This is a genomic window from Chryseobacterium flavum (assembly GCF_003385595.1).
Taxonomy (GTDB): Bacteria; Bacteroidota; Bacteroidia; order Flavobacteriales; family Weeksellaceae; genus Chryseobacterium; species Chryseobacterium flavum.
The window spans coordinates 13,762-28,350 of record NZ_QNUE01000021.1 but is presented as its reverse complement, the minus strand read 5'-3'; the positions used below and the strand labels follow the sequence as shown (position 1 = coordinate 28,350).

The 14,589-nt window shown below is 36.7% G+C and carries 11 protein-coding genes; 6 read left to right on the top strand and 5 right to left on the bottom strand.

Annotated elements, in window-relative coordinates; all coding sequences use genetic code 11:
- Window positions 1-36: 36 nt before the first annotated feature.
- Window positions 37-3,933: a type IX secretion system sortase PorU gene (gene porU / locus DRF59_RS18360; protein ID WP_115963649.1), complete on the bottom strand. Its 3,897-nt coding sequence runs from the start codon at window positions 3,931-3,933 to the stop codon at window positions 37-39.
- Between the two features lie 164 nt (window positions 3,934-4,097).
- Here porU and gldJ point away from each other — a divergent pair, with 164 nt between their 5' ends.
- Complete coding sequence (gene gldJ, locus DRF59_RS18355) at window positions 4,098-5,699, top strand: gliding motility lipoprotein GldJ (RefSeq protein ID WP_115963647.1); 1,602 nt, start codon at window positions 4,098-4,100, stop codon at window positions 5,697-5,699.
- A gap of 62 nt (window positions 5,700-5,761) precedes the next feature.
- Window positions 5,762-7,033 (top strand): UDP-N-acetylmuramoyl-tripeptide--D-alanyl-D-alanine ligase, encoded by a 1,272-nt coding sequence (locus DRF59_RS18350; RefSeq protein ID WP_115963645.1) that lies wholly within the window; start codon window positions 5,762-5,764, stop codon window positions 7,031-7,033.
- Here DRF59_RS18350 and DRF59_RS18345 read toward each other — a convergent pair.
- Window positions 7,026-7,637, bottom strand: a complete 612-nt coding sequence (locus DRF59_RS18345) for an NUDIX hydrolase (protein WP_115963643.1) — start codon at window positions 7,635-7,637, stop codon at window positions 7,026-7,028. The genes DRF59_RS18350 and DRF59_RS18345 overlap by 8 nt on opposite strands.
- A gap of 36 nt (window positions 7,638-7,673) precedes the next feature.
- Here DRF59_RS18345 and DRF59_RS18340 point away from each other — a divergent pair, with 36 nt between their 5' ends.
- Window positions 7,674-8,063 carry an SRPBCC family protein gene (locus DRF59_RS18340; protein ID WP_115963641.1) on the top strand — a complete coding sequence of 130 codons (390 nt, stop codon included), beginning with the start codon at window positions 7,674-7,676 and terminating at the stop codon, window positions 8,061-8,063.
- Between the two features lie 51 nt (window positions 8,064-8,114).
- Here DRF59_RS18340 and DRF59_RS18335 read toward each other — a convergent pair whose 3' ends face one another.
- The 3 genes from DRF59_RS18335 to DRF59_RS18325 are packed head-to-tail and all read right to left on the bottom strand — an operon-like array spanning window position 8,115 to window position 11,044.
- Window positions 8,115-9,158 (bottom strand): anhydro-N-acetylmuramic acid kinase, encoded by a 1,044-nt coding sequence (locus tag DRF59_RS18335; protein ID WP_115963639.1) that lies wholly within the window; start codon window positions 9,156-9,158, stop codon window positions 8,115-8,117.
- A 10-nt stretch (window positions 9,159-9,168) separates the two neighbouring features.
- The gene (gene lptC / locus DRF59_RS18330; protein WP_115963637.1) at window positions 9,169-9,759 is read right to left on the bottom strand and encodes an LPS export ABC transporter periplasmic protein LptC; all 591 of its coding nucleotides are present in this window, start codon (window positions 9,757-9,759) and stop codon (window positions 9,169-9,171) included.
- A 1-nt stretch (window position 9,760) separates the two neighbouring features.
- Complete coding sequence (locus DRF59_RS18325) at window positions 9,761-11,044, bottom strand: hypothetical protein (protein ID WP_115963635.1); 1,284 nt, start codon at window positions 11,042-11,044, stop codon at window positions 9,761-9,763.
- 249 nt (window positions 11,045-11,293) lie between these two features.
- Here DRF59_RS18325 and DRF59_RS18320 point away from each other — a divergent pair, with 249 nt between their 5' ends.
- The 3 genes from DRF59_RS18320 (at window position 11,294) to DRF59_RS18310 (ending at window position 14,573) form a co-directional block, all read left to right on the top strand.
- Window positions 11,294-12,412, top strand: coding sequence for a DNA polymerase III subunit (locus DRF59_RS18320; protein ID WP_115963633.1), 1,119 nt, complete (start codon window positions 11,294-11,296; stop codon window positions 12,410-12,412).
- Window positions 12,413-12,646: 234 nt separating this feature from the next.
- Window positions 12,647-13,273, top strand: coding sequence for a TetR/AcrR family transcriptional regulator (locus DRF59_RS18315; protein ID WP_115963631.1), 627 nt, complete (start codon window positions 12,647-12,649; stop codon window positions 13,271-13,273).
- Window positions 13,257-14,573, top strand: coding sequence for a TolC family protein (locus DRF59_RS18310; protein ID WP_115963629.1), 1,317 nt, complete (start codon window positions 13,257-13,259; stop codon window positions 14,571-14,573). Before DRF59_RS18315 ends, DRF59_RS18310 begins: the two co-directional genes overlap by 17 nt.
- Window positions 14,574-14,589: the final 16 nt, after the last annotated feature.

The window sequence follows — 14,589 nt, the reverse complement described above, 5'->3', positions numbered from 1 at the left end:
TTTTTTATTAATTTTATTATCTAAGTTTTATTTAAATTATTTCAAAAGTACCATTTTTTCTACAGCTGTAGCACTTCCTTTGCATTTTTCCTGATTTTGACTTTTTGCAAATATCTTAAAAATATACGTACCTTTTGCAACTGTAGACCCAAAATCATCTCTTCCGTCCCATTCTATTGCCTGACGAGGGGTTCTGAAGCCCTGCAGGAACGGTTCTGCAACTACTGCCTGCGATAAAGTTCTTACCAGTCTTCCGGTAATTGTATAAATCTGAACATTTACATCCAGAATATCATCACAGTTATGCTCAAATTGAACGTAAGTCTTATTGGTAAAAGGATTCGGCCAGTTCAGCGGGCGGTTGATTACCAAATGCTGATCAGATTCATCCTTAACCTCAAAATTTAACGTTGCAGTTGTCGAATTATTGTTTATATCCCAAACTTTAAATGTTAACTGGTGCTGCCCAATTGCTAAATTTCTGAAAGGATAGGTTACATTTCCTTTTTGATACTCGGCCAGGCTTGGGCTCAGACATCCGTTTCCTTCCCCCGCAGCATAAAAATCATTCAAAACAATAGTGTTGATAATCTGTCCGTCAAGATATACGGTAATGTCATGCCCCACACCGGAGCCTGTGGAATTGATTCCTGTGTCATCTGTAAGACAAGCCAGAAGAGTGGGGTTTTGATTGGTAATACCGCCATCCGCAAAATTGGTATTATTCATATACAATTTTACCTTAGGAGGCTGGTTGTCATTAATACCATTAGGATTGATATCTCCTACCTGTACCACCTGATTATTAAATACATCTGTTACCTTATTGTCTGCATAGCCCAGCATTCTTCCTTGTCCCACCGTATAATTAATGTCTTTTGGAACATAGAATTCAACAGTAAATACTCCGTTTACAGCAGTTCCCGAAGCTTTTACAATGGGACTTCCTTCCTCAGTATATTCAAGTACAGGAGTAAGGCCTCCGTCATTATTTAATGTTTTTTTATTGATTCTTTTATCAAAAATATTAATCGTAACTCTTCCGTTGAACGTATTGTTTACTGTTCCGTTAGGATTGTTGATATGCCCTTTGATCTTAACAAAATCCAGTCCTCTGATAAGACCGGGAACAGGAGTTTCAATATTATCTATAACCAGAAGTCTTTGAGGTCTGCTTAGTTTCATAGCAGGATCGCCAAGGAAGTTAACTTTTAAATGGTTAAGATCCGGTCCTCTTTGTTTTTTTGCTGTTAATTGGGCATTTCCTAAAGATTCAAAATCATCATTGTTCAGTTTAAAAATATTCTTAGTATAAGTATCTGTAAACTGGCGTCCGTAAATAACCCCTATGGCACGGCTGGAAGTAATCATTGCGGCAGCACCTCCCTGCTTCAGCTTAATAAACTGTTCTCCGGCTGAGTTGGTTGCAGGTTCGTCCCATAAGGTAAACTCACAGGTGATTGTAGAAACAAACGGAAATCTGCTGTATACATTGGAAAAATTGTTGGCGTTTTGGATCTCAGTACTGGTTAATACTCTTTCCTGAGCCCACCCGTTAATCCCCCCGTGCCCGAAATAGAACAGATACATACTGTTTCCGATAGCATTGGAGATTGCCTGATTAACCTGCGGGTACCTTTGCCCTGCCGCAGTACTTTGGGCAGTGAAGGAATCCAGATACAGTTTTTTAACGTTATATTCTTTTAATTCCTGCTGTGCAGGTTGTTCAAATACATTTACCAATGTTGTATTCATTACATTATGGAATGGGCCACCGTCTTCAGCATCATCATCTACAACGAAGTCCAGTCTCATACGCCAGTCTCCAAACGGGCTTGACTGCCCCGGAAGCGCATTATAATAGGCAAGGGTCTTACTGATCATATCTCCGGCTTCAGAAACATTTGATGCAGGGATTCTTCCTACCGGTACATCAGGCAGATTGTTTTCAATGATTCTTGCTGTTTGCGGGCTGGTCATTACAATATAATCATCAGTAACAAAAGAACCCACATAATCTGAAGACTGCTCACTCTGATAGCTGGAAATAATATTCGAATTGTTTGAAACTTTATTTTTATAATCATATGAAGTATCACCCAGAATGAAAACATATTTAAGTCTGCCCTGTGGTGTATTCAGTTTTGTAACAAAATCTCTGATGGCAGTAAGGTCTTTGCTTCCGCTTCCAAACTCCTGATAAACTTTATTAACGTCTACAATTTCTACTTTGTAGTTGTTTTTAGTCTGATGGTAGCTGGCCAGCCTCTGTGCCTGTCCCATCATTTCCGGAACAGTGAGTATCAGATAATCTATATTTTGAAGAGCAGAAAGGTTTTGATTTCCTATTCTCTCAACAAACTGTGGAGAGTATGCAGCATCGGCTCTAAAAGCCACAAACTCATTATTAAAATTCGGATCAGAAGCAATGTAGGAAAAATTGAAATTTCCGGCTCCTGCCTTATTTACCCTTCTGTTGGCATTGGTAATATCCGTAACATCCCATACTTGCTCAATATTTGAAGCATTGGAAATACTGAATCCGTAATTGGTATTGCTGCCGCTTACCAGTGAAAAATCCCTGAAATTCATTTGTGACCCATTAAACACAAGATTTTCCTTGTATTGCAGTTCTATATAATCAATATAGAATGTTCCGTTAGGATTCAGGGAAATATCCGGATTGTACTTGAAGGTAACCTGATTTCCGGTGATATTGGTCAGTGTTCCCGAATAAGGGGGCAGAAAATAATAATTATACTGGAAGGTCGGGGTATCTTCGGGAACCGGCCAGGAAACAGGGTTCTGGTCATTGATCCTGATTTCAAGGCTATTTTGCTGTGCTCTGTATCCGGCTACCCTTGTTCTGTATCTTATAATATCGTTAGGCTGTATTGCGGAATTGGTTGTTAAGGTAACTGTTTTTTCCGTCGTAAAAGGAGCATCTTCAACCCATACTCTCCCCACTTTCATAAGATTTTTCTGGTCATTGTTGATAACCTGATAGCTGTCATACCTTGTGATCAGCTGGGCAGGAAGATTACCATCCACCGTCTGTACCCGTTTCCCCGGGCCTTTATCGAAATTAATAAAATAATAGGAAAAGTCCTCATAAATATTTTTCAGATTATTGCTTTTATCATTTCGGGTGTCGGTTCTTTTATAGCCGTTACCATTATCTGTATCATAAAGGTTATATCCATCCGGACCCTGTGCATAGAAAAGAGCATAATCATTATCATTCCACACGCCATCATCTTCACCTACAACCTGGATAGCATTTTCCTGCAGGGCACTGTATCTTGGATCCTGATTGAATTCCGGAAGCATAAGTCCTCCATTTCCATAAATTCTGAAATTTTTAGGATTTACAGATGATGGATTAATGCCGTTATCTTTTAAAAACTGGGTTGTAATTTTAAATATACCGGATTTATCAACTTTTATTTTGTAAAAATTTCCACTTGACAAAGGATTGGCAGCAGAACCAATCCTGTTCAGGCCACCGGACATGTTCAGGGCTGCAGCTTCAGAAACACTAAATGAAGATAATCTTTGAACACGCCCCTTAACATTCTTAAATAAAGCAATACTGATACTGGCATAATTTTCTCCTTCTAAATTATAATATGTGATGTTTGCAATATCATTATCAGGAAGACTTCCTCTATCTAAATCATATAATTCTCTGTTGGGAATATTTTCCCAGACAAGATCAGAAACTTTTAACTGCTTTTCTCCAATTTTTTGTTTAGTTATGATAAAAACGTTATTTTGGCCAAAGGAAAAACCTTCATTTTTAAAATTTGGAAGATTTAATTTTGTGTCCCCAAAGTCCTGAATTTTTGAACCATCCCATTCAATGGTGTTTCTTTGGGACCAAAGTGTTGATACAAAAGAGATTAGAAATAAAAGCGTGATTTTTTGTCTCATGTTTATTATTGAAATTTCTAAATTACAAAATAAATGAAAATTTTATAATTAAATTGTGATACAATAAAATTAATTTGTTATCGTTTTTCAAAAAAATCAAATCTTTATTTGATTTATTGAATAATTTATTTTTTCTTTGTACTTTGAAAATATTTATATCGACTATGAAAAAACTAAAGTTGTTTTCATTAATAGCATTAAGTTCTACACTTGCATTAACCAGCTGTGGCGGATCAGGAACCAGCAAAGGTGGCGGTACCAAAAAATTTGTCAGTAAAACAGGTTGGAAACCAAACGAAAAACAGGGTTGGTTTTTTGCAGGAAAGCAACAGAAGCAGAAAGGTTGGCCGGGAATGGTATATGTAGAAGGTGGAACTTTTACAATGGGATTAGTGAAAGATGATGTTATGCACGATTGGAATAACACCCCTCGCAGAATGCAGGTAAGTTCATTCTTCATCGGAGAAACTGAGATTACAAACTATGAATACCGCGAATACCTTACATGGTTGAAGTATGTATTCCCACCAAGTGACCCTAGCTTTAAGGAGATCTATAACGGAGCTTTACCGGATACCTTATTATGGGACAACAAATTATCTAGAAACGATTATAATGAAACGTACCTGCGTTCTCCGGAATTTGACTACTACCCGGTAGTAGGAGTTTCCTGGACTCAGGCAAACAGATATTGTGAATGGCTGACAGACAGAGCGAACGAAAAAGCTTTGATGAACGCTGGTATTATTGCAAAAGATTTGTATATCAACGAATCCAATAACCAGGGAGGAACAGCATTCAATATGGATAAATTCAAATCGAATGATCCTGAAATGCAGGGATATATCAATGAGCAGAGAATGCAGCAGAAAACAGGTCTTAAAACTACCAACCAGAGACTTCTTGCCGCAAACAGGGCTCCCAATGCTGCAATGGTTCAGAAGTTCAGACTTCCTACTGAAGTTGAATGGGAATATGCAGCTCTTGGTATGGCTAAAAACAGAGAATACAACCAATACCTAGGTAAAAAGCCGGAAATCGAAAGATTAAGAGGTACCAAAGGAAGAGATAGAGGAATGTTCCTTGAAAACTTTAAAATGGGGAAAGGTGATTACTCAGGTATTGCAGGATGGAAGAACGACGGATCTGCACAAACATCAGACGTAAGACAATATCCATCAAATGATTTGGGAATCTATGGTATGTATGGTAACGTTGCTGAATGGACTGCCGATGTTTACAGACCTATCATTGATGAAGATTACAATGATTTCAACTACTACAGAGGAAATATGCCTCAGGCTATTGTAAGAAACGGTGACGGAACTTACAAGATGATTGACGAAGGTTCTATCAAATATGATACTTTAGCTGATGGAAGATTAGTATACAAAGGACTTCCGGGACAATTTGAAAGAGAAACAATTGCCGATTACAGAAATTACAGAGACGGAGACAGACAGTCTTCTCTGGAGTTCAGAAGAGAAGGTGATTCAGCTTCATCATTTGATATGTACAATGCACCTCGTAAGAGTTTTGTTGTAGATGCAAACGGTAGAGTGAAATTACAGAAGGATACTAAAGAGAGAACTTCCGGAATTTCTAACGATATAAGAGTAGTAAAAGGAGGATCTTGGCAGGATACAGCTTACTGGCTGGATCCGGGTCAGAGAAGATATAAAAACCAGAGTAAATCTTATGGCTGGATCGGATTCCGTGTAGCACAAGATGCAAGAACAAACGACAAGAGTAGAACTCGAAGATAATATTATCAAAAATACTTATAAAAAACCTTCCGGATTTTCGGAAGGTTTTTTATTTTTGAACCATGAATATAGAACAATTTTATCCTTTATTTTTACAGGCTGGTAAAGTAACCATCGACAGTAGAAAAATAACAGAAAATGATATTTTCTTTGCCTTTTCCGGTGAGAATTTCAATGCTGCAACTTTAGCGGAAAAAGCAGTAGATGATGGTGCTCTTGCAGTAATTGTAGAATTACCTGAATTTGAAAACAAGGGTAAAAATATATTTTATGTTCCGTCTACCCTGGAATTCTTACAGGAATTGGCAAAATATCACAGAAGTAAACTTACGATTCCCTTTATCGGGCTTACGGGAAGTAATGGAAAAACAACGACAAAGGAGCTTATACATGCGGTGCTTTCAGAAAAGCTTAATGTACAGTATACCTTCGGGAACCTGAATAATCATATAGGTGTTCCCTTAACCATTCTTTCTATAAAGCCTGAGCATGAAATGGCTGTTATTGAAATGGGAGCAAATCACCAGAAAGAAATTGAATTCTTGTGTACAATTTCCCAGCCCGATTTTGGATATATTACCAATTTTGGAAAAGCACACCTGGAAGGATTCGGTGGGTTTGAAGGTGTTATTAAAGGTAAATCTGAGCTCTACGATTATCTTAAGAGTAACAGCAAAACGATTATTGTTAATGAAAATGATCCGATTCAGGCAGAAAAAACTCAGGATTATTCGCCAAAGATAACCTTTGGAAAAACAGACTCAGATTATCATTTTGAATCTTTTTCCAAAGAACATTTTGTTGGACTTGAATACAATGGAATGAAAGCCGTTTCCAGACTTACAGGTGATTATAACTTTACAAATCTGTGTGTAGCGGCAAGTCTTGGACTCCATTTTGGAATTGGTTTTGAAAAAATAAAGCATGCTGTTGAGCAGTACACCCCAACCAATATGCGTTCACAGGTCGTAAAAAAAGAAAACAGAACTTTGGTCCTGGATACTTATAATGCCAATCCAAGCTCTATGACAGCTTCATTAAACAATTTTGTTACTTTTGAGGGTACTAAAACCATTATCATTGGTGATATGCTGGAATTAGGCGCCGAAAGCGAGAAAGAACATAAAAACATCTTAAAACTGGCTCAGGAACTGAATTTTGATCAGATCATTACAGTGGGAAAACATTTTAAAGCAACAAACCTTTCCAATCTTTCCTTTGAAGATACTACATCCTTAATAGAATATCTGAAGCAGAACCCTATCCATTCAGAGAATATCCTCCTGAAAGGTTCAAGAGGAATAGCTTTGGAAAAGGTGATTGATTTTATTTAGTTTTAGACGCCTGGAAATCTTTAACAATAAGTTTGATATTTTTGAATGTGCTGGGAAAAACCTCCTGTTCTATCTGCAGGCTGTTTTTCCAGGCAACTTCCGTTATCCCTTCCTCTGTCTGCGGTTTTGATGTATCTTCTCCGCTGAAGTTCATTTCAAACCAATGGGTACACTTTAGAATCTTTTCACCGTTTCTTTCCACATAGATATGATAGGTCGTATTGATAAATCTTACGAGCTCCACATTTCTCAGACCGGTTTCTTCTTCTATTTCCCTTATTGCAGATTCTTCTTTGGATTCACCTTTTTCCATTTTCCCTTTTGGAAGATCCCATTTACCTAATCTTTTGATAAAAAGAACTTCACCTTCCGGATTGCTTACAATGCCTCCTGCAGCTTCTATGATTCTGAACAGTTTCTGAAACTCCTGCCAGATCTCTTCAATATTCTCACCGAAAACATTGAGTTCTTTTGCTGATGTATTTTCCAAAAGATCTAATGCAATTTCTAAAGTTGTGAAACTTTCATACCCAAGACTCTTTTCAAGTTCCTCAGGATGCTTAGATATTAATAATTTTTTTTCGTTCACAAAAACTTTATACATTTGTAAGAATTAAGAATTTAAATACAAAAATAAAAAATGAATTTAGAAGGACGAAAAATTATTGTCAATAAATCATCTAAGGAGCTAACAGAATTACTGAAGTCTCCTGAAAATTATAAAGAATTTATGCCGGACGGCCTTCAGAAATTTGAAACCAGAGATAATGGTTTTAAATTCGGATTACAGGGAATGCCGGAAATAGCATTGAAAATAGATGAAGTAGATGATAGAAAAGCGGTTTTAAAATCTGCAAGTTCAAGTTTGGATTTTTCATTAACAGCAACTTTGAATCCTCTTAATGAAAACCAGACAGAAGTACAGATGCTTTTTGAAGGAAAATTCAACCCTTTTATCAAAATGATGGTAGAGAAGCCTCTGCAAAATTTTATCAATACACTGACGGATAAGATTGAAGCTTATAAATAATAATAAACCTCCGGTTCCGGAGGTTTTTATTTTTTCAGGTATCATGGCTTATCAAACAATTATGCCTGAACAGTGATCTTTTGAACTTCCGGTAGCTGATGAAAGAATATTAATCTCATTATTTATTCTTAATACACCCATGAAAGCAAAGATCAGGGCTTCTTTATAATTGATGATCTCTTTTTCGGGAATGATGATTTCGGCTTTTGTTCTTTCTCTTATTTTTTCAATCAAAAACGTGTTATAAGCACCTCCTCCCGTAATCAGAATATCTTTTATGCTATTGTTGTTGATAACATTGGAAATCTGTTGAGCGGTATGCTCTGTAAAAGTAGCCAGAGCATCTAATGTTTCCAGATTCAGAAGAGTGGGAAATATGTGTTGATTGCACCATTCTATTCCTAATGATTTAGGATGAGGTTGCTGGTAGAATTCCAATGCATTGAGTTTCTCAAGCAAAACTTCGTTTATTTTCCCTGTTTTCGCCAAAGTGCCATTTTCATCAAAGCTTTTATGAACCTTCTGAGCCAAATGATTCAGGATGATGTTCACCGGAGCTATATCAAAAGCTATTCTTTTTCCTTCTGATCGTAAAGAAATGTTGGAAAATCCTCCCAGATTCAGACACGCACTGTATTCTGAAAAAAGTAATTCATCACCTATAGGAACCAGGGGAGCACCATTTCCATTCATCAGAACGTCCTGGCTTCTGAAATCATAAACAACAGGTAATCCGGTTTCCAGCTTAATGGCTCTTCCGTCTCCGATTTGAAGAGTGAATTTCTTTTGTGGCTGATGGAATACAGTATGTCCGTGTGAGGCAACCAGATCAATGTTTTCAAGCTGATGTTTTCTAATGAACTCTCTTACTTGCCGACCAAGATAAAATCCATATTCGGAATGAAGTTCCAATATTTCTTCTGTGGATAGATAGATGGAATTTTTAAGCTTGCTTTCCCAGGTTTCGGAATAGGGGAGCGTCTCAGTTTTTAAAATCTGAAATGTCCATTTATCCTGCTTTTCAAATTCAGCGAGACAAATATCGAGACCATCCAGACTTGTTCCGGACATGAGCCCAATAGCAAGAGTTTTCATGTAGAGTTATTTATTTTTTGTTTTCAGAGATCCTTTTGGAATTAAAGTCTCCTGAATTGTTATAGAAGGTGTATTCTGAAAAATCATCTTTGGCAGTCATTCCATTGGCTCCAACCAGTGTAGAACCGTCTTCCATCGTTACATAAACAGTATCTTTGGTATAAATCCTGTTTTTCTTCTGGTCCCAGTAAATACTCTGCATAGCAAACTTCTGGCCTTCATTCGTAGTAATTCTTACATCACCTTTTGCTTCGTAGAATTTTTTATATTCAAAAATACGGGCATACCTGGCGGTAATTTTTCCGGGGATTTTAGGCTTCTTTTTGTCAAAGAACTCAATATTGATTCCTTTTCTTGCAACAACATAAGGACTGTCAATCAGTTCATACTTTTCAATAATGGGTGCTTTTGCCTTTAGGGTAACAAAACCGGAATCGCGCTGTACGATATTGGCATTATTGATGATCTGCGAAGGAAAGTTCTTACTTTGACTTCCATTGCTTTTAGTAAGGTCTTCTTCACAGGAAGTCAATATAAAAAATATAGCACAACTAAAAAGGCATGCTATATTTTTATATGATATTTTTTTTGAAAAGTTCATTCTAGTTATAAAGGGTCTTTCTGAACCACTTATCAGCAAAGTTAAAGCCAATTCTCAGATTGATGAAGTTCTGGTTGATCAGGTTATTCTTTAAAGTACCCCGTTTTCCAACCTCCAGTCCTATTTCAAGACCACTCATTCTTGTGATACTGCTGTTTTTGAATGGAAGCATTACTCCGGCAGAGATACCGAATTTATTAATACTGTTACCATCTATATTAAGATTCCCTCTTTCATAAAAAGCTCCATATCTGTAAATAACTCTGGAAAAATAATTCCTGAAATTATTATAATTAGGAAGGTACCATCCACCGGCAGAAATTCTGTAAGTATCCTGGAAGCTGAAGCTTTTACCAAAATATGAAATATCTTCTCCCTTTTTATAGTCAAGCTGTCCTGAAACAAACCAATGGTTTTCACTTCCGTATCCTACCCCTACAGAAGCCTGCAGCGGAATAAGGTTTTTGGTCTTTTTGCTTTTTTGTTCAATAATTTGAGTATCACTTCCTTTTGTGCCGTCTGCATCAATATACCTGTAAGTACTGTTGGTATAATCTGTCGTCATATTGCTGGTATTCCCAAAAGTGGCAGTAGCTCCAATGGTCAACTTTTTATCAGTACGCGTATTCAGATTCTGATAACTTGTCCCCAGGGTGAAGTTAAAATTTTTGATTCTGTTCTTTGTTTCATATCCATTAATGTATTCAGAATTTGATGTACTGAATTCATTAAGGTCATAAAGGTCCCCGAAATAAAGATTAGCTCTGGCACCTACGGAAAACTGTTGGTTGATTTTATAGGAAACAGCTACCTGTGCTGTATTTAAAGTACCACTTCCTTTAAAAGCATTATAATATGTTTGTCCGTTTTCTGCGGTCTCTGAATTTACAATATTGTAACTTTTTGAGCTGTAGGGCTGATAGGAAAGTCCCATTTTTACCTTTGGGGATAAAGGAAAGGCCAAAGCAATATTGGAAAGATATGTAGAATGCTTTGTAGATTTCGTATCCTGATAGTTCGATTTGAAATAATTGTTTTCGTTAGTTGCTTCCAGTCTGATGCTTGTAAGCTCAAAGTTGGCATTGTTTGCCGGATTAGCAAAATTGAAACTACTGGTAAAGTCACTGATAAAGGCAGTTGATATACCACCCATTGAAGCAGTTTCGATCGTATTATCATATTTTACATCTCCAATTCCGTATGTTGCGTAAGGAGAGTTGCTTAGACTCTGTGCATTCAGAAAATATCCAACTGATATGAATGATACTACAAAGATTTTTTTCATTCTTTCTTTTTAAAACAATGCGCAAATATCTTAAATATTAATGAATTGTAAAAATTATATGTGGTTAAAGTTTGTTAAGGCCTGTATCACGAGGGTTCATGAATAGTTATGTCCTTTTTTATGATTAACAATTTACTCTGCCTGTGAGATTATCCGTATTCTGCCAAATATCTGTGAGGGTTTTATTTCAAAATTGATTATTCATAAATTTAGACTTAAATTCTTCTTCAGTTTTTTTATCTTTGAGACATGAATTGGGAGAACATAGCCGGACAGCAAAACCTTAAAAAACTTCTTCAGGAAAGTATCGCTGAAAACAGAGTGAGTCATGCCCAGCTTTTTGTCGGAAAAGAAGGATATGGGACATTACCTATGGTGCTGGCTTACGCCAGGGAAATCCTAAGCCGGGAAAATGAGCATGCTGCATCTAAAGTGGAGCACCTTAATCACCTGGATCTGCATTTCAGTTTTCCTGTTTTTACGGATAACAAAAATTCTCTGAGTAAAAATAAATTTGAAGAGTTCAGGGAAATGATTCTGGCATCTCCATATGCAAGTTATGACGACTGGACTGCCTTTCTTGAATCCGAAAATAAACAACTTTTTATTTCGGCTGATGAGGTAGATGATCAGAACCAGAAGTTTTCTTTGAAAAGTTTTGAAGGGGGTACAAAAATTCTGATTGTATGGAGGGCTGATAAAATGAATATTGCCGCTTCAAACAAATTTCTGAAATTTCTCGAAGAGCCACCTGCAAAGACGATTATTCTTCTTACAGCAGAAAATACAAATGATATTCTTCCGACTATTCTTTCCAGAACACAGGTTGTAGAAGTTCCAAGGATTAATGATGAAGATCTTGAACATTATATGAAAAGTAATTTTTCTGTTACTGAAGAAAAAGTCAGGGAAATTATTCATGAGGCACAGGGAGATCTCAATGAAGCCGTCAAACTCCTGAATTCAGGGGATAAAACAAACGAATTTGAGAAACTTTTTGTGCAGTGGGTTCGCGATGCTTTTATGGTGAAGAAAAAACCGGAATATTTAAAAAGTATTATTTTCTGGGCAAGGGAAATAGCAGGTTGGAACCGGGAGAAACAGAAGAATTTTTTGAATTACTGTTCTGAAATTTTCAGATTGGCATTGCTGCAGAATTATCAGTCAGAGAACCTTGTGTATAAGAAAATAAATGCCAACGGTTTCAACTGGACCGGATTTTCAAAATTTATCAGTGGGGCAAACATCGAAAGCATTTTGGAAGAGATCAGTACAGCTGATCTGCATCTTACCAGAAATGGAAACCCCAGAATTGTATGGACTGATCTTGGTATTAAATTATCAAGATATATTCATAAAAACTCATAAGCTCTGGTTCCTGACCAGAGTTTTTTTTACAGTATATTCAGGTTGCTGTTTAATGATCTCTTTTTAGCAATTTACTGTATTTTCCCTGTTTTAATTTTGTCTTGATTTTAGGCCTGGTCAGTTTATAGAGACAGCCTTATAAATCCGATAAATTAAATCTATATTAAAAAATCAATCAATCGTTTGATTTTATTTAAAACTTGTGTAAATTTGCGCCCTGAAAATAGAAATGATATGGTTTCAAAAGAAGAAAATATATTATTTGCTGCGGAAAAACTTTTTGCTGAAAAGGGTTTTGACGGAACTTCTACAAGAGAAATATCCAAAGCCGCAAATGTGAACATTTCAATGATCTCTTACTATTTTGGCTCTAAAGAAAAGCTTTATGAAAAGCTGGTTGAATACAGAATGAATGAAGGACAGTTTTTTTCAAAAGACATTTTAGAAAGAACTGATATTAATGAATGGCAGAAAATCGAAAAAATCGTAGATCAGTTTTCAGGAAGGGTAAGGAATCATAAGTGTTTTTACAGGATTATGCAACGGGAACAGCTTCATACAGAAAACCCGCAGATTGTAGAATTCCTGAAGCAGACCAAAATGGGATTCATCTCTATGTATTCTCAGGTTCTTGAAAGTGGTCTTAAAAAAGGAATTTTTACAAAAAATCCTCCAATTTACCTTCTTCATGCAACCATAAGCGGTACATTGTTTTACGCGTCAAATGCAAAAGAAATGTACAAGGAGTTTCTTAATGATACAGAGGAGGATGACGTCTTTGATGAAAAGTACTATACAGAACTTAATAAACATATAAAATATTTACTAAAAGACCTTTTAGGTTATGAAGAGAATAAATAACTCAGTGATTGCATTATCATTATTCATAGGAATAGCAAATGCAAATGCTCAGGAGAAAAGGACACTTACTCTTGACGAAGCTGTACAACTGGGAATCCAGAATAGCAAGAATCTTAAGATTGATGCCGCCAAGATTGAGGAGGCTACCGCTGATCTCCTGGAGGCAAAAAACAGACAGCTTCCTGAGCTAAAGGTTTCCGGAAGCTATATGTATCTTCCGATGAAACCAAATGTTGATATCAAGCTTCCCGGTGTTTCTCCCGGTGCAGGTGGACCGGAAATACATCAGGTTCTTTACGGTTCTGCTAATCTTAGCGTACCGATTTACAGTGGCGGTAGAATCAAATATGGTATTCAGTCTGCAAAATACCTGGTAGAAGCTTCTAAATTGAGCACTGAAAATGATAAGATTGCAATTGCATATAATGTAGCGCAGGCTTACAATAACCTGTTTAAAGCAAACCAATCTATTAAAGTATTTGAAGAGAACCTGGCTGCTTCCCAGAAAAGAGATGAGACATTCCTTAAAATGGAGAATAATGGGTTAATAGCAAGAAATGACCGGTTAAAGGCAAACCTTCAGACCTCAAATATTGAGCTTCAGTTGCTGGAAGCAAAAAATAATTACAATATCGCCAATATCAATATGGATTTATTGCTGGGTCTTCCGGAAACAACAGAGCTTGAAATTGATGAAAACTATATTGAAGAAGGTTCAGAAGTAAAGCCCGTTGATTTCTATGTGAATGAAGCTAAAGAAAACCGTAAAGATCTGCAGGCATTGGTTCAGCAAAGAAAAGCAGCAGAGTTGGGGACCAAAGCAGCCAAAGCAGAAAACCTTCCATCAATAGCTTTTACCGGAGGTTATGTTGCAGCAGATATTCCTAAATTTCTTACAGTATACAACGCAGTGAATGTAGGAGTGGGAATTTCTTATAATTTATCAAATATATGGAAAGAAAATTCATCTTTAAAACAATCCCAGGCCAGGGAAAAGCAACTGGCTGCTACAGATGAATTATTAAATGACAATATTAAGCTGGAGGTCAACAGAGAATACCAGAACACAGACTATTCAAAAAAGAGAATTGCCGTCTTTGAAAAGTCTGCAGAGCAGGCCAATGAAAATTACAGGATTACAAAGAACAAATATGACAACGGACTTGCTACCATGACGGAACTACTGGATGCTGATGCCGCTCAGATTGCAGCAAACGTAGGGGTAATCAATGCAAAAGCAGATGCAGCCCTGGCATATAGAAAACTATTACAGACAACAGGAACTTTAACAATTAAATAATCAGATCGAAACCCAA

Bases quoted from the DNA above. Each gene is read 5' to 3' on its own strand.
- porU (WP_115963649.1), bottom strand. From the start codon at position 3,933: ATGAGACAAAAAATCACGCTTTTATTTCTAATCTCTTTTGTATCAACA.
- gldJ (WP_115963647.1), top strand. From the start codon at position 4,098: ATGAAAAAACTAAAGTTGTTTTCATTAATAGCATTAAGTTCTACACTT.
- DRF59_RS18350 (WP_115963645.1), top strand. From the start codon at position 5,762: ATGAATATAGAACAATTTTATCCTTTATTTTTACAGGCTGGTAAAGTA.
- DRF59_RS18345 (WP_115963643.1), bottom strand. From the start codon at position 7,637: ATGTATAAAGTTTTTGTGAACGAAAAAAAATTATTAATATCTAAGCAT.
- DRF59_RS18340 (WP_115963641.1), top strand. From the start codon at position 7,674: ATGAATTTAGAAGGACGAAAAATTATTGTCAATAAATCATCTAAGGAG.
- DRF59_RS18335 (WP_115963639.1), bottom strand. From the start codon at position 9,158: ATGAAAACTCTTGCTATTGGGCTCATGTCCGGAACAAGTCTGGATGGT.
- lptC (WP_115963637.1), bottom strand. From the start codon at position 9,759: ATGAACTTTTCAAAAAAAATATCATATAAAAATATAGCATGCCTTTTT.
- DRF59_RS18325 (WP_115963635.1), bottom strand. From the start codon at position 11,044: ATGAAAAAAATCTTTGTAGTATCATTCATATCAGTTGGATATTTTCTG.
- DRF59_RS18320 (WP_115963633.1), top strand. From the start codon at position 11,294: ATGAATTGGGAGAACATAGCCGGACAGCAAAACCTTAAAAAACTTCTT.
- DRF59_RS18315 (WP_115963631.1), top strand. From the start codon at position 12,647: ATGGTTTCAAAAGAAGAAAATATATTATTTGCTGCGGAAAAACTTTTT.
- DRF59_RS18310 (WP_115963629.1), top strand. From the start codon at position 13,257: ATGAAGAGAATAAATAACTCAGTGATTGCATTATCATTATTCATAGGA.